The sequence below is a fragment of the Pseudomonas sp. FSO-7 genome (assembly GCF_059579345.1).
Map to the genome: position 1 here is coordinate 6197975 of NZ_CM184193.1, position 15791 is coordinate 6213765.

A 15791-nucleotide genomic window follows, 5' to 3' on the forward strand; every position below is an offset into this window, starting at 1 on the left:
AGGATTGAAAGCCCTACCCCAACAACCCCCGCATGATCAGAAACAACAACGAAGGCCCCAACAAGCACCCCAGCGCCGTATAAAACGCCGCCGTCAGGCAACCATACGGCACCAGCTTCGGATCGGTGGCCGCCAACCCTCCGGCCACGCCGCTGGAGGTGCCCATCAAGCCACCGAAAATCACCGCGCTGCGTGGATTATTGAGGCCAATCAACGGTGCCACGAACGGCGTCGCCACCATCACCAGGATCGCCTTGATCAAGCCGGCGGCGATGGACAGGGCCATCACCTCGGAAGTGGCCCCAATCGCCGCCCCGGTCACCGGCCCGACGATGTAGGTCACCGCCCCGGCACCAATGGTGGTCAGGCTCACCGAATCGGTATAACCGAAGGCCATCGCCACGCCAACGCCGGCTATGAATGACGTACCGACACCGACGAACAACGCCAGCACCCCCACGAAACCGGCGCGCTTGAGTTCTTCGATACTCACGCCGAACGCTGTGGCGACGATGGCGAAGTCTCGGAGCATGGCACCGCCCAGCAGGCCAATCCCAGACAGCAGCGGGATGTCCACCACACCCTTCTGCCCGCCGGTCATTGCCCCGCCGATGTAGGAGAGCACCAGCCCCAGCAGAATGGCGATGGCCGAACCGTGCAGGCGACCTTTGGTGAACGTATTGCTGATCCAGTAGGACACCCACATGGTGATGCCGACAATGGCGAAACCGCTGATCAGGCCGTAGCCGGTGATGACTTTCATCATGGATTCGTACATGGCAATCACCCGACCGTCTTGACGGAAACATCGGCCTGAGGATCTTTGTTGCCAATACGTACCAGCACCGGCACCAACGCAAAGGCAATCACCACCGCCAGGGTCCCGGCCAGAATCGCCATCGGCCCGCCCTTGAGCGCACCGTAGACATTTTGCTGCGCCGCCATGGCCACCACGATGGGAATGTAGACCGCGCTCCAGAACTCCACGCCGGCCTCGGATTTGCCCTTGAACAAGCCGCGTTTGCTCAGGTAACTGCCCAGGCCGATCAATAGCAGCATCGCAATGCCGACGCCACCGACGTTAGCCGGCACGCCGATCAATTTGCCTAGCAGCTCGCCGATAAAAATACCCGCCAGGGTACAAAAGGCCAGAAACGCCACACCGTAAATAATCATTGTCGTAGTCCTCAATGTGCATCGTCGAAGTTGTTGTTTTTGTGCTTCGCCAGCTTGAGTCGGTGGTCTAGGGTTGGCGGCTTCCCTCCTCACGCAACAGCGCCTGCAAGGTATCGAGCCGGGCGCCGTCGAAAGCCATGACCGTGCCCTGCTCGAATACCCGGCGCGCGAGCCCGGTCAATACCGCACCGGGCGGCAGTTCGATCTGCAACCGCACGCCGCGCTCGTAGGCGCTTTGCACCGTGCCGCGCCAATCGACGACGCGGCACATGTTGAAGGCCAGGTCGTCGCGCAGGGCCTCGGTGTTAATGACCGGCCGGGCGCGGCTGCCACTGAGATAGCCCAGGGTGGGTGCTTTCAACGTCACATCGGCAAACGCTTGGGCCAATGCTTGCGCCGGAGTCTCCAGCAACGGGCAATGGGACGGCACGCTCACCGCCAGTCGACAAGCCTTGCCCGCACCCAGGCTTCGCGCCTGTTTGGCAACGCTGCTCATGGCCTCGTCGCTGCCCGCGATAACCACCTGATTATCCGCGTTGATGTTGGCCAGGTAGACCGGTGTGCGGTCGCTGTGCACCTGCACCAGCAACGCTTCCACTGCCGCCAGGTCCAGACCGATGATCGCCGTCATGCCATAGCCACGCGGATACGCCTGCTGCATCAACTCACCGCGCAGGCTGACCAGCCGCAACGCATCGTCAAACCCCAGCGCACCAGCCACCACCGCCGCCGGATAGGCGCCGATGGACAGCCCCGCCACGTAGTCCGGCGCAGGTGCCTGTTCCAACAGTTGCCGGGAAGCCGCCACGCCGGCGATCAACAAACACAGCTGCACGGCGCGGGTCGATCGCAGGGCTTCGGCGCTGTCCAGTTGCAGGACGTCCTTGCCGAGCACGTCGTTTGCCTCGTCCAGAATGTGCGGCGCAAGACCATGGAGCATGCCTGCTCGCTGCGCACCCTGACCGGGAAAGACGAAGAGGCTGCTCACGCGACCTGCTCCACTGAAGGCTGCCAAGGATCGCTCACCAACCGGGCCCGAACATCATCCTTGAGCAACACCCGGCGCGCCGGACCCGCCCACTCACGCAGGGCCACGGCGCCGCAAGGCGTTTGCAACTGCATGTCCACGGCGCATACCGAAGTATCCAGTTGCGCCAGCAACTCCCTGGCCTGGAGACGATCCAGACAGTGCGGCGTGCGCAGGATCAGGTCCAGGTCACTGCGCTCATGCAGCGCCTCGATCCCCGTGGCGAGCTCGAACCCGGCACTGCCGCTGACGCCCCAGGTCCAGCCGCTGGCGTCGAGCAGCGGGCGCAGCCGGGCCAGCGCTTGCAGGGCTGGCAAGTCGCGAGTCGAGGCAACGTGACAAAGGTCTTCTGGCCTGACGCGACGGGCAATCGCCGTGATCGCCATCGACGTTGCATAACGCTGCTCGCGCAAGCGCCCGCGCACGCCGACCGCGATTTGATCCGGTGCCGTCAGCGCGCGCCGAACCACCACCGGTTGACCGGCGGCGATCGACTCGACCACCCAGGCCGGCGCATCCGCTGCCAACTGCCGCGGGGTCATCCCCCACAGCAGATCATGGGCCAGAAACATACTCACCACTGCTCTCTCAGCAGTTGGCGAACCCTGCTCGACGCGATGCGGTTGTACGCACCCAGACGTCCGCTCAGATCACGCGCCCCCGCCTCTACAGCTTCAATCGCCTGGAGCAGACACGCCGTCACCCGCGCCAGATCCTCCGCCGACGGCTGCTCGATCTGCTCCACCGACAGGGTTTCCCACAACAGACCCAGGCTGGCAAAACTGTCGATGTCATAGGCCATCGGCGGCACGCTGGCGGCCAACGCCTCAAGCTCTTCGACACTGCGCAAGGTCACCCGCGCCGCCGAAGCCTTGCCCATGGCGTGGACCATCACCCCCGGATCGCGCAGAGCAATCAGCCGGTTGGCCTGGTAGCCGTGGGCCAGGAACGCCCCCGACATCGCCTTGCCCACCAGCAAGCCAACCACCGGATGCCCGGCCAATCGGGCGCGGGCGTAGCTGTCGGCGGCACCGGCCAGGGCCTGATGAATGCCCAGGGCTTCTTCGCGCCGGCCATAGGCCTGGCTCGGGACATCGACAATGGCGATCAGCGCACGCTTGTGGGTGGCATCGCGGTCGGCGTCGATGGCCTCATCCACCGCTTTAGCCAGGCCCCAGCCCTCCAGCAAGCCGACTTCGCCGTTGCGTGCCCGTGGGAAACGGTTGTCGGGATCGGCCACCACCGCCAGCAAGCGCACGCTTTGCTCGCCCAGTCTGACGTCGGCGACTTTCAACGAAGCCGGCAAGCCTTCCAGCGGTTTGGCGTCGCCACTCAGGGCCTCGAACCAGCGCAAGCCTCTCAATGAATACGAACTCATGGGCGTTCTCCCTGATACAGCTGACGAACCGCTGCCGGTTCGATTTGCACGTCAGTGTCCAAGCGGGCCAGGCGCTGCAGAAACAGTTCGGCCTGGCCGCTGCGGTGTTGCGCGGGCACGCCCAGGTGCAGCAACTGGCTGACTTGTTGACGGATCTGCGTCACGTCGTCGGCCCCATAACGGTCCACCAATCCCGTGGCGAAACGCTGCTCGCCACCGGTCAGGCTCCAGATGAAGGGACGGTCACGGGAGTCGTATTCGTCGAGGCCGGCTTCCTGTTCGATCACTTGTGGACCGTTCAGGCCCAGCCGTGCTTCCCGGGTCACCAGCAGATAACTGCACAACCCGGCGGCGATGGACATGCCGCCAAAGCAACCGACGCTGCCGGCGACCACGCCAACCACCGGCTGGTACTGGCGCAAATCGACAATCGCCGCATGAATCTCGGCAATCGCCGCGAGCCCGAGGTTGGCCTCCTGCAACCGCACGCCGCCGGTTTCCAGCAGCAGCACGGCGCGGGTCGCAATGCCTTTGCGGTTGTCGTCGGCCGCCAGTTCCAACGCACCGGCAATCTTCGCCCCGCCGACTTCGCCGAGGCTGCCACCCTGGAACGCGCCTTCGATGGCGGCAATCACCACGGGCAGGCCATCGACGCGGCCCTTGGCGATCACCACGCCGTCGTCGCTTTGCGGCACCACGCCCTGGCGCAACAGCCACGGCGACATGATTCGCTGGAACGGGTCGAGCAACTCGCGGAACGTACCGTCATCGAGCAAGGCCTTGGCCCGTTGCCGGGCACCGAGTTCGACGAAGCTGTGCTTGTTGAGCAACGCTGCGCTGTCAGTCATGGCCGATCTCCTCGAAGCCTTGTTCCAGACGCAAACGCACCACGCCGGGGGTGGCGCCGAAATCATGGATGTCGATGGACAGGGCCGGTGGCGTCTGGCCGTCGAACATGCGGGCGAACAGGTGCTGCCAGCGTTGTTCGCTGCCATTGACGGAGGTCTGCACCTGGATGGTCAGCTTGCCCGCCAGCCCCGGCTCGATCAGCACTTCCAGGTCGCCCGAACCGACGCAGCCCACCAGCGCTCGGCCCCGTGGCGGCTGCCCGGCGGGAAATTCAAAGGATAAGGTTTCCATCAGCACACTCCAGGGAAGAGGCCATCGCCGCGCTCGATACGATCGAGGAACAGGCAGGCGGCGAGCAGGTCGGCAGCGCCACCGGGCGAGGCGTTCAAGGCAATCAGTTGTTGGTCCAGCGCGTGCAATTGACGACGACCGCCCAGGCTCGCACTGCCACCGGCATCGAGCACCGCGCTGGCGCCCTGTTGCATGGCCTGCAAACCCGCTTCGCCAGCGCGGTAGAGCACGCAGGTGTCGGCCAGGGTGGTCATGATCGCCAGCAAGGCATCGAGCCGGGCGTTCTGCTCGCCCGCCCCCGCCGCGCGGCTGCGCTTGAGCTGCGGCAGGCCCAGGCCCGTCACCGCCGGGAACGCCAGTTGCGCTTCTTCCCGGGCTCCGCGCACGCCGTAGCGCTGGGCGACCTGGGCGCCGTGGCTCAGGGGTTGGGGCGCGTAGCGGTCGTTGAGTAAGGCCAGGCGGGCGGCGCGTAGCGTGACGGCACTGGCGACGTTGGATTCAGGCTCCAGCGCCGTCGCCGCCACGAGCAAGCCCAAGGCCCAGATCGCCCCACGATGGGTATTCACGCCGTCGGTGGTCGTGAGCATCGCCGCTTCCCCCTCACGGCCTATCCGACCAAGGGCTTCACGCAGTGGCAAGCCGATCTCGCCGCAGTCGAGGGCGGCCTCGGCCATTTCCTTGAACGCCGGCCACAGCGACAGCGCCGAGGCGTGCATCAGGCCCAGGTGCAGGTCGGTGTGGGCGCCATTGCCGCGACGGTCCACCAAAGCCGGTTTAGGCGACAGGTCGGCTTCGTCGATCAGCGCATCCACCGCCATGTCCGCCAGGTGCTCGGCCAAGGACAGTTTTTTCGGTTGCAGGTTGAAGGCGTGCATTTACCAGCTCCTGAACTTGGCGGGCGGGTTGTAGAGGCCACCGGACCATTCCACCAGATCGGCCACGCTCTTGGCCGCGAGCAACTCGCGGGTGGCGTCGGTGCGACGGATGCCGAGGTCTTCGGGCAAGGCGATCAGCCCTTCGCGGCGCATGCGCGCGGTGTCTTTCGGGTCATGGCGCAAACCGATGGCGGTGACCCCGGCCACGGCGGCGATCATCGCCTGGCGCTCTTCCAGGGAGCGGGCCTTGTACAGGTAGGCGATGCCCTCTTCGGTGAGCAAGTGGGTGACGTCGTCGCCGTAGATCATGATCGGTGCCAGGGGCATGCCGGCTTTCTTCGCCACATCCACCGCGTCGAGGGTCTCGACGAAGGTGGGTTTGCCGCCTTCCTGAAAGGTTTCGACCATCTGCACCACCAGCTTCTTGCCGCGTTCGAGCAACGGCGCTTCGCCATCGCCGTGGCGCATGTCGAGCCAGGCCGGAGTGCCGTGACGGCGACCGCGGGGGTCGTGCCCCATGTTCGGCGCACCGCCGAAACCGGCCAGGCGACCACGGGTCACGGTGGAGGAATGACCGTCGCCGTCCACTTGCAGGGTGGCGCCGATGAACAGGTCCACCGCGTACTGGCCGGCCAGTTGGCAGACCATGCGGTTGGAACGCAACGAGCCATCGTGGCCGGTGAAGAACACGTCAGGGCGAGCGGCGATGTAGTTTTCCATGCCCAACTCGGTGCCGAAGCAATGAACGCTTTCGACCCAGCCACTTTCGATGGCCGGGATCAGGGTCGGGTGTGGATTGAGGGTCCAGTTGCGGCAGATCTTGCCCTTCAGGCCCAGGGATTCGCCGTAGGTGGGCAGGATCAATTCGATGGCGGCGGTGTTGAAACCGATGCCGTGATTGAGGGACTGGACGTTGTGTTTTTCGTAGATCCCACGGATCGCCATCATCGCCATCAGCACATGCACAGGCTTGATGTGGCGCGGGTCGCGGGTGAACAGCGGCTCGATGTAGAACGGCTTGTCGGCCACCACCACAAAATCGACCCAGGACGCGGGGATGTCGACACGCGGCAGGTCGCTGACATCGTCCACCAATTGGTTGACCTGAACGATGACGATACCGTCACTGAACGCCGCCGGCTCGATCAGCGCCGGTGTGTCTTCGGTGCTGGGGCCGGTGTAGATATTGCCGGCGCGGTCGGCCATGAAACCGGCCGAAAGCACCACGTTGGGAATCAGGTCCACCACCAGCCGGGCATAGAGCTCGATGTAGGTGTGGATCGCGCCGATTTCCAACAGGCCGTCTTCCAGCAACTGGCTGATGCGCAGGCTCTGGGTGCCGGCGAAGGAGAAATCGAGCTTGCGGGCGATGCCGCGTTCGAACAAGTCCAGGTGCTCGGAACGACCGACGCTGGGCATGATCATGTGCAAGTCATGCAGCTTGCCCGGATCGGCCTTGGCCAGGGAGCGCGAAAGGAAATCCGCCTGCTTCTGGTTATTGCCCTCCAGCACCACACGGTCGCCGGGCAGGATCAACGCCTCCAGCGCCGCGACGATCTTGTCGGTGGGCAACACCACACCGTCGGCCAGCCCCTTTACCAGCCCCAGCCGTCGCTGCTTCTCGCTGCGCCGCCGCGTCCAGCGCGAGTCGGGGGATATTGTTGTTGTCATGACCACTCCACGGGTTCGCTGTCGTGGGGGTCACATTAGGAGTGTTGAGGCGAGGGCATCAATCAAGCTCAGCGGCGAACTGTTACGGTCATAGTAATGATCTACCAACGCGCTGCCACAGGGGGTAGGGTTGAATTCGAATTTCTTGGCCGTGAAAGTGGCTTGTTGACGCGATACCGCTGGTCGAGAGGCCGCTTCAACCTGTAAATCCTGACAGTAGCCAACCCGTCCATCGCAGCGCCGAATAGGTTTCGCTACCGACCTCCGATGTCCGGCCCCACGGGCAGGGTCGAAAGCGCTTGCGATCGGAGTAACAAAAATGAAGAGCTTCGAGGACTTTACCGATTTTAAAGAAGGCAATTGGAACGGATGGAAAAATGGTCCGGGCATTCGACCCGCTGGAGAGCTCAAGACCGAGAAAGGCACGAATACCTTCTGGTCCGGCAAGCTGGAAGTAGACCCCGGACACCCGCAGGGAATACAGCCATCCATCTATAAGGAATTTGACTTTCAGGAAGTCGAGGAACGGAGAGCTTACTATCAAGTAACTTTCGATTATCGCGTTCATCCATTACAACCGGGTGAAGCAAACGCCATCGGAGTCGTGGTTACTACAGAGCGCACATCTCAATACTTCACCCAGCATATTCCGACCGATGTTGAGCTCAACAAGTGGCATCCAATGGGGACTATCACCCCATTTTTCATAGATGGCTCGAAACAAATCTGGTTCGGAACCCGAGGCGGGGCAAACGAAGAACCATTTCGCAAGATAGACATCGATAACATCCGTGTCCGGCGGCTTACTTTTTAGTGTGAACAGACTGTCCATCCTTGGGTTGTATCAATCATTGTGGAGCGGGCTTGCTCGCGAAGGCGATGTACCAGGCAATGTTGATGTTGCCTGACACTCCGCTATCGCGAGCAGGCTCGCTCCCACAAGAGGTGTAGTTGTATTCGAATAGCGACGCGATCCTCAAGTCGCGGCGCCAATGCATGCCCGCTTGTCGGATGGCGGTATCAGCCTGTCAATCCTGACAGTAGTCAAAGAGTCTTTTCCAGTGCCCACTAGGCAGAGCTGCGGCGCCCAATGTTCGGTTTCCCGGGCAGGGCCAACAGCCTATGTGATCGGAGGATCCTAATATGAGTTTTCCTGATAAAACCGACTTCGAATCGAAGGACAGGAACGGATGGGTAGAAGGCGAAGAAATACCTGGAAGGCTTGTTACAGAAGGGGGAAATACTTTCTGGGCAGGTGAACTTAAGCCCCTGCCGACCTTTCCGGACTTCGGAACCTCTCTTAAGAAGAGATTTACGATTCGCGATGAGGAAAGAAGCGACATTTACTATATATCCTTTAATTATCGAGTTTACAAACTGGAAGACCACGAGGCAAGATCCCTTGTACTTTCGCTTGCTCCAGAGAACCCTCTCAACTCCACCAATTTAGATATTGATTTGGATGCGAATACTGAAGTAGACACATGGTTGACAGCGACGACGGAGCCAAAGCTGGAACGAGATTGGTTCTCGCGCTCAAATGACATAATTCAGATTGGCACGCGAGGCGGGTCAGACGACAAGACAAAATCTCGTCGAATAGATATCGATAACATTGAGGTTTGGAAAAAAACCTAATCTAAAAACCTGGCTCGTGATATTTATCGGGCCAGTTCCCCACGAGTGATTGAAGGTGAATATTGATAACATCCGAGTCCGGCGAATTTCCTTGCAATATGAATAGTGAGTCCCAAAAAGGGACTTATCGGTCCCCGTTTGGGACTGATCGTTAGTCGACAAAATTAGCATCTGACGTTCAACGTGGCCCACTTGGTCGACATGGTCCGGTCGCTGGTGGACACGACGCCGGATTGACGGCATGGCTGAACTCCATGATCGACACATAACCCTCTGTGCGAGCTTGCCAGAGATGACGTCGAAAGAGTCAGTATCGATGCTGCCTGACCCACCGCTATCGCGAGCAGGCTCGCTCCCACAGTTTTGACTCAGGTTGTGGCCAACCCCGCCGCCACCACCAACTCTTCCAACGCCAGCAGATCCGGCACTTTCGCCACATGTTCCCCCACTTGCACCGCCGCCTGTTCCAGCCCGCACAGCGGCACGTCGACGTAGCTCAACTGGCTGTCGAGCTTGCAGGAGCGCGGGATGCCTTGCACCAGCAGGGCGATGAAGCGTAACTCCGGCCGGCCGCCCAGGGCGTTGAGCACGACGATGCGCACGCGCTCGCCGATCACGGTTTTCTGGCCGCAGGCCGACTCGAAGCTCAGCAGCGGGATTTGCCGTTCGCGCCAGCTCACCCAGCCCAGGAACCACGGTGGGGTGTCCAGATCGAACGCGCTGCTTTGGTAGTCGATCAGTTCGGCCACCGCCACGTTGGGCAGGATCAGGTGGCGGTCGGCCAGGGGCAGCAGCAACCCGGTGAGGTGGCTGGCGCGATGTTCATGCATGGGTTTTGCTCCAGTAGGCGATGCTGTCGAGCAACACCGATTCCTGGTACGGCTTGCCCAGGTAGTCGTTGACGCCGATGGCCATGGCGCGGTCGCGGTGTTTCTGGCCGGTGCGGGAGGTGATCATGATGATCGGCAGGTGCGCCAGGCGCGGGTCGTTGCGCACTTGCGTGGCCACTTCGAAGCCGTCCATGCGCGGCATCTCGATGTCCAGCAGCATCAGGTCGGGCGCGTGTTCGGCCAGCAACGCCATGGCATCCACGCCGTCCTTGGCGGTCAGGACGTGCATGCCATGGCGCTCCAGCAGGCGGCTGGTGACCTTGCGCACCGTCACCGAGTCATCCACCACCAGCACCAGCAGGGGCCGTTGCGGTTCGCCCTCGCCTTCAGCCGGCACCTGGCGGCGCGGGACCTGGTGGGGCAAGGCGCGGATCGGCGCCAGCAGGTCGAGAATCAACACCACCCGGCCGTCCCCCAGGATCGTCGCCCCGGACAGGCCCTGCACCGCCGAGAATTGCGGGCCAAGGCTCTTGACCACGATCTCCCGAGTCCCGGCGATAGCGTCCACCTGCACGGCCACGTGCCGCTCGTTGCACTGCACCAGCAGCACCGGCAATGGCTGGCTCTGGCCCAGCAACTTCGGCCGTGCGCTGGTTTTCAGCAGTTCGCCCAGATAGCACAGCTCATAGCGCTGCCCGGCGTAGGTGTAGGTCGGCGGATCGAGTTGGTAATAGCCGTCCAGCTCGGCCGGCAACACCCGGACAATGCTCTCGATGGCGTTCAGCGGGATCGCGTACTGGTCTTCATGACAGTGCACCATCAACGCCCGGTTCACCGCCACGGTAAACGGCAGGCGAATGCGGAAATGCACGCCCTGCCCCGGCGTGGAATCGATGGTCATGCTGCCGCCCAGTTGCCGCACCTCTTCGTGGACCACGTCCATGCCCACGCCACGCCCGGAGATCTGGGTGATCTTTTCCGCGGTGGAAAACCCTGGTTGCAGGATGAACTGCAGCACGTCGCGGTCGCTGATGTCGCTGTCCGGCGCCAGCAGGCCACGCTTGATCGCCTTGCTCCGCACCGCCTCCAGCGGCACACCGGCGCCGTCGTCGCGGATGTCGAAAATGATGTCGCCGCCTTCGCGCGACAGGTCGAGGCTGATGCGCCCTCGCGCCGGCTTGCCGGCGGCGATGCGCACGTCGGCCGGTTCCAGGCCGTGGTCGACGGCGTTGCGCAGCATGTGTTCCAGGGGCGCGGCCATGCGTTCCAGGACGTTGCGGTCCATCTCGCCGTCGGCATTGCCGACCACGAACTCCACGTCCTTGCCCAGCTCCTGCGCCACTTGCCGGACGATGCGCTTGAGCCGCGGCAGCATGCGCTCGAACGGCACCATGCGCGTGCGCATCAGGCCTTCCTGGAGTTCGGTGTTGATCCGCCCCTGCTGTTGCAGCAGGACCTCGGCATCGTGATTGCTGCGATCCAGGGTCTCTTTGAGTTCGAGCAAGTCCGAGGCGGACTCGAACAGCGCCCGGGACAGCTGCTGCAACTGGGAATGCCGGTCCATTTCCAGCGGGTCGAACTCTTCGTAGCCCAGGCGCTCGGCCTCCACCTGCTGACGGCTGAGAATCCGCCCCTGGGTTTCGGTATCCAGGCGCCGCAACTGGTCGCGCATACGCTCGATGGTGGTTTCCATTTCACCCAGGGCCACGCGTGCATCGTTGACCTGCTGTTCGATGCGCCCACGGAAAATCGACGTTTCGCCCGCCAGGTTCACCAGGTCGTCGAGCAGTTCGGCGGAGACCTTGACCATGTCCGCACCGTCGCCCGCTGCGCTGAGGTCTTGCCTGGCGGGCGCCGCGGTCGGACTGGCGCTGGGCGCAGTGATCGGCTCCGGTGTCGGGACAGCCTGTGGCGCGGCACTTTCCTGGGGATGATTCACCGCCTGGATCTGCGCGATCAGCCGATCGGCCAGCGGGCAAGGATGGCCGGCGCGCACCGCGTCGAGCATCTGCGCCAGTCGGTCATGGCTGCTTTGCAGCAAGGCGAACAGCGCCGGGGTCGGCTGGAGCAGGCCCGCCGACAGGCCTTCGTAGAGGTTTTCCAGCTCGTGGGCCAGGTCGCCGATGGGGACGATTTCCACCATCCGCGCACCGCCCTTGAGGGTGTGCAGATCCCGCAGCAGGGTTTCCACGGCCTGACGATTCGACGGTTCTTCCTGCCAGCGCAGCAGCGCCGCGCCTGAGCTGTCGAGGATGTCGAAGCCTTCTTCAAGGAAAATCTCCAACAACTCGGGATCATGGCCGGCACCGTCGATCTGGGCCGCGGCGCTCGTCTCGATGGCGTTCGGCTTGTCCTGGCGGAACCTTCGGATGGAGTCGATCAGTGCAACGGGATCGCCCAACGGCTGGCCCTGTTGCAACTGCCCGAGCAACAGGTCGAGGCGTTCGTGGCTGCTGCCGAGCAGTTGCGCCAGTTCCTCGCTGTAGCTGTAGCGCCGGTCCACCAGTCCTTCGTAGAGGTTTTCCAACTCCTGGGCCAGGTCGCTCACCGGCCGGATGTCGGCCATCCGCGCGCCGCCCTTGAGGGTGTGCAAGTCACGTTGCAGCGAGGACAGCGGCGCACCGTTGTCCGGATCGGCCAACCAGCGCTGCAGGGCCTGGGCGGCGCTTTCGAGGATGTCCTGGGCCTCTTCGAGGAAAATCGAGGCGAGGTCATCTTCCATCGAGGTCTCGGCGGACGCGCCACGTTCCATTTCCGCCGTCGCGTGGCCCAGTTCGCGAATGCTCAGGGTGCGGCTGCCGTCGCTGCGGATCAGGCCGGTGGCCGACGGGTCGAGGCTCTCCTGGAGCAGGCGACGCAGGGCCGCTACCCGTTCTGGCTGCGGACGCACGTGCTGCCCGGCCGCCAGTTGATCGAGCATGTCGATCAGCGCTTCATGGGCGAGCTGTGCCTGCTGGAAAAATTCATCGCTGACCGCCAGGCTGCTTTCTTCCACCGCGCCATAGAGGTCCAGCAAGGCTTCGCAGAGTTCGTCCACCGGGTGCAGGTCGGCCAGGTGCGCGCCTTCGCCGAGGGTGGTCAGTTCATCCAGCAACGCACTCAGTTCCTGGCCTTCACCGGGGTGCTGCTGCCAGCGCTGCAAGAGGCTTTCGGCGTCCAGCAGGATGTCCATGCCCTGGGCGAGGAAGTTGTTGATCAGTTGTGGATCGCGCTTGGTCCGTAATGCTTTGTCCGGCGCGCTGTTGGCGGCGTGCAGACGCTCGGCCAGCAGGGCCTGGGCGCGTTGGATCAGATCCTCGGCGCCGGGGATCGGCGCCAGCGGCTCGCTGTGCAACTGGCGCAGGCCGCGACGCAGCAGCCCTTCGGCCTCCAGCAACAATTCCACCTCATCCAGGTCGAGGGCGATCAGGTGCGCCCGGTATTCCCGGGCCAGTTCATCCATCGCACCGGCCAGCTCGGCGATAGGCAGAACGCCGGCCATCGAAGCGCTGCCCTTGAGAGTGTGCAAGGCCCGCTGCAATTCATCGCTGGCCTGCAACGGCAGGTGATCGGCTGCCTGGTCGAGAAAACGATTGAGGCTGGCGAGGTGACCCTGGGCTTCGTTGTCGAAGATCTTCAACAACAGCGGATCGAGAGCGGCCACGTCCTGCTCATCGTCTTCATCGTCTGCATCGCCGCCCTTGGCCAGGGCATGGGCGCGGGCGGCCAGGCGGTCGACGTCGTCGCGTTGGCGCTGTCGATTGGCGGCGAATTCGGCCACCAGGGCCGGCAACAACTGCACGGTGTCTTCGAGCAACTGGCGGACCGACGCCTGCGGCTCGACGCTGCGCTCCAGTACCCGGTTGAGCAGGTTTTCCACGGCCCAGGCCAGTTCACCCAGCACCAGCGCCCGGACCATCCGGCCACTGCCCTTGAGGGTGTGGAAGGCCCGGCGCAGTTCGCTCAGGGCACCGTGGTCGTCGGGATGCGCACTCCAGCGCGGCAAGTATTCACGCAGGACGTCGAGCACCTCGGCGGTTTCCTCGAGGAACACCTCGCGCAACTCATCGTCCACCGGACTTTCATCCAACGGTGGTGGCAACAGGCTGCCCGGGGTGCTCCTGGCCGGCGGATTGACCGCCGAGACCGGACTGGCCAGCACCTGTGCCAAGGACTGCACCGTCTGCGGGTCATCCAATTCCTGCAAGTCCTGCATGACCTGGGCTTCGTTGGGGCTCAACACATCATCGAGCACCGGCACCCGCGCTTCGTCAGGGTAATAACCGAGCGCAGCCAGGCTCCGCTCGACCCCATCGAGCAAGGGCTCGCCAGGGGTTTCCGGGTCTTCGCTCAGGCGCTCCAGGTAGTATTCGAGGCCAGTGATCACGTCGGCCAGGTGGTCGAGTTCTTCCCAACCCGGCTGCGCCTTCTCCAGCAGCAGATGGTCACGGATGAACGCGTTGCAGGCCTCCACCAGGCTGGCGGCACGGCTCAGGGGGATCATCGCCAGTGCCCCGCGCACCTGGGTCAGCAGCGCCGGCAAGGGTTGCAGTTGCTCGCTGTTCCAGTCCGCGTCGATGTAGTCGACGATCATGTCCTTGGCCTGTTGCAGGCAGGTGTGGGCTTCCTTGATGACGATCTGGTGGATCTGGGTCAAGTCGGTGGTGGGCAGGTGCGTGTCTTCACGGCTCTCGGGCTCGACGGTGCCGACCATGCCGGCCAGGGTCGCCTCGACGTAAAGCAAGGCCCCGGCGACGTCCATGAGGGTCGCGTCGTCCGGCTCGCGCTGGCCCTGGGCAAGGCTCAGGACCACCGCCAGTTGATCAATGATGACCTTGCGCGGCTGGCCGAAACCCAGCACCGCCAGGGTGTCGGCGATCTGCCGCAACGGCGCCAGCAGGCTGTCCAGTTCCGAGGCGTGCTGGCGATCGCTGCGCACGAACAGGTCCAGGCGCTCCTTGACCCGTACCAACTCCTCGCACAGCGCGGCGAGCACCGAGCGCATGGCATCGCGGTCGGGCCCGGCCAGGCGCGCGCGTTCTTCGTCGACCATGGCGCTGTCGGGCAGCGCGTCGTCCAGTGAGTAGCGTTCTTTCATGATCTGCATCTGCCCGCTGGGGTGTTCGGCCTTGGCAATATAGAACAACAAGCTCTTGAGCAGGTGGGGCGGTGCCGGCTGATTGATCCCGGGCATGCCTTGGTCCAGCAGGCGCTTGAGTTCCTTGTCGGCTTCCTTGAACAGGCTGCGCAGCGCCGGGCTGTTGGCGATGCGCCCGTCACGCATGCCTTCGACCAGCGCCGACGCCACCTGCCATAACGCATTGAGCGGTGCCCCGGCGCACAACGTTTCCAGGCGCTGGAAAACCTTGGCCAGGTAACCGAGGTGGGTCGCGTCATCCTGCTCACGCAGCAGGCCCACCAGGGCCATTTGCAGGGTCTGGCGCCATTTGCGCAAGGTGTTGGGCAGGTCGGTGGGTTCGAGGCGCTGCAAGGCCTCGTCGTCCAGTGGCGCAATATCGGGCAACTCGGGACTGAACAGGCTGGTTTCCGACAACAGGCTCTCGCCCCGGGCACTGCGCAGGTCGTTGATCAGGGGCAGTACCACCAGCGGCAGGTCGCGGCGGGCGCCTTGTATGCGGTCCAGGTAGATCGGCAACTGCCCCAGGGCCTGGCTCAACAGGCTGATGGCTTCGTCGCGATGGGTGACGCGGTTGTCCTGCAGGGCGGCGCACAGCTGCTCCATCTCCTCGGCCAGCAACGCCGCACCGTAGAACTCGACCATCTGCAGGCCGCCGTGGACCTGGTGAATGCAGGCCAGGCATTGCCCGAGGGCATCCGACGCCTGGGGATCGTCCACCAGGCGGTTGAGGGCCAGATGCGCCTGCTTCAGCGTTTCGGCAATCTCGCCCTTGACCCATTCCAGGGCCACGTAGTCGTGCCGATCACCCATAACCACTCCAAATCAACAGTCATATGCCGAGGGCAAAATCAAACCCCGTGGCGAGGGAGCTTGCTCCCGCTGGGCTGCGCAGCAGCCCCCTTTTTTGTGAGCGCTGCGCACTCAAGCGGGAGCAAGC

The 15791-nt window shown here is 63.5% G+C and carries 13 protein-coding genes; 2 read left to right on the plus strand and 11 right to left on the minus strand.

Annotated features, from left to right (window positions below; all coding sequences use genetic code 11):
- Nucleotides 1-13 precede the first annotated feature (13 nt).
- The 9 genes from madM to mdcA all read right to left on the minus strand — a co-directional run bounded on the left by madM (nucleotide 14) and on the right by mdcA (nucleotide 7267).
- Nucleotides 14-778, minus strand: coding sequence for a malonate transporter subunit MadM (gene madM, locus AC515T_RS27225; protein WP_496530689.1), 765 nt, complete (start codon nucleotides 776-778; stop codon nucleotides 14-16).
- A 5-nt stretch (nucleotides 779-783) separates the two neighbouring features.
- Entirely contained in the window at nucleotides 784-1176 is a 393-nt protein-coding gene (gene madL / locus AC515T_RS27230; protein WP_496530690.1) for a malonate transporter subunit MadL, read from the minus strand.
- Between the two features lie 67 nt (nucleotides 1177-1243).
- On the minus strand, nucleotides 1244-2164 hold the full coding sequence (gene mdcH / locus AC515T_RS27235) for a malonate decarboxylase subunit epsilon (protein ID WP_496530691.1): 921 nt from the start codon (nucleotides 2162-2164) through the stop codon (nucleotides 1244-1246).
- Nucleotides 2161-2784, minus strand: a complete 624-nt coding sequence (locus AC515T_RS27240; RefSeq protein WP_496530692.1) for a malonate decarboxylase holo-ACP synthase — start codon at nucleotides 2782-2784, stop codon at nucleotides 2161-2163. Before AC515T_RS27240 ends, mdcH begins: the two co-directional genes overlap by 4 nt.
- Nucleotides 2778-3581 (minus strand): biotin-independent malonate decarboxylase subunit gamma, encoded by an 804-nt coding sequence (mdcE, locus tag AC515T_RS27245; protein ID WP_496530693.1) that lies wholly within the window; start codon nucleotides 3579-3581, stop codon nucleotides 2778-2780. The genes AC515T_RS27240 and mdcE overlap by 7 nt, the downstream gene beginning before the upstream one ends.
- Nucleotides 3578-4429 carry a biotin-independent malonate decarboxylase subunit beta gene (locus AC515T_RS27250; protein ID WP_496530694.1) on the minus strand — a complete coding sequence of 284 codons (852 nt, stop codon included), beginning with the start codon at nucleotides 4427-4429 and terminating at the stop codon, nucleotides 3578-3580. Before AC515T_RS27250 ends, mdcE begins: the two co-directional genes overlap by 4 nt.
- Nucleotides 4422-4721: a malonate decarboxylase subunit delta gene (locus tag AC515T_RS27255; protein WP_003206454.1), complete on the minus strand. Its 300-nt coding sequence runs from the start codon at nucleotides 4719-4721 to the stop codon at nucleotides 4422-4424. Before AC515T_RS27255 ends, AC515T_RS27250 begins: the two co-directional genes overlap by 8 nt.
- The gene (locus tag AC515T_RS27260) at nucleotides 4721-5596 is read right to left on the minus strand and encodes a triphosphoribosyl-dephospho-CoA synthase (RefSeq protein ID WP_496530695.1); all 876 of its coding nucleotides are present in this window, start codon (nucleotides 5594-5596) and stop codon (nucleotides 4721-4723) included. The genes AC515T_RS27255 and AC515T_RS27260 overlap by 1 nt, the downstream gene beginning before the upstream one ends.
- Nucleotides 5597-7267, minus strand: coding sequence for a malonate decarboxylase subunit alpha (gene mdcA / locus AC515T_RS27265; RefSeq protein ID WP_053126194.1), 1671 nt, complete (start codon nucleotides 7265-7267; stop codon nucleotides 5597-5599). It abuts the gene before it with no gap.
- 319 nt (nucleotides 7268-7586) lie between these two features.
- Here mdcA and AC515T_RS27270 point away from each other — a divergent pair, with 319 nt between their 5' ends.
- Entirely contained in the window at nucleotides 7587-8081 is a 495-nt protein-coding gene (locus AC515T_RS27270; RefSeq protein WP_496530696.1) for a hypothetical protein, read from the plus strand.
- A 329-nt stretch (nucleotides 8082-8410) separates the two neighbouring features.
- Nucleotides 8411-8905, plus strand: coding sequence for a hypothetical protein (locus AC515T_RS27275; RefSeq protein WP_496530697.1), 495 nt, complete (start codon nucleotides 8411-8413; stop codon nucleotides 8903-8905).
- A 368-nt stretch (nucleotides 8906-9273) separates the two neighbouring features.
- Here the strand turns inward: AC515T_RS27275 and AC515T_RS27280 are convergent, their stop codons facing one another.
- Both AC515T_RS27280 and AC515T_RS27285 read right to left on the minus strand, forming a co-directional pair.
- Nucleotides 9274-9735: a chemotaxis protein CheW gene (locus AC515T_RS27280; RefSeq protein WP_496530698.1), complete on the minus strand. Its 462-nt coding sequence runs from the start codon at nucleotides 9733-9735 to the stop codon at nucleotides 9274-9276.
- Nucleotides 9728-15664, minus strand: coding sequence for an Hpt domain-containing protein (locus AC515T_RS27285; protein WP_496530699.1), 5937 nt, complete (start codon nucleotides 15662-15664; stop codon nucleotides 9728-9730). The genes AC515T_RS27280 and AC515T_RS27285 overlap by 8 nt, the downstream gene beginning before the upstream one ends.
- Nucleotides 15665-15791: the final 127 nt, after the last annotated feature.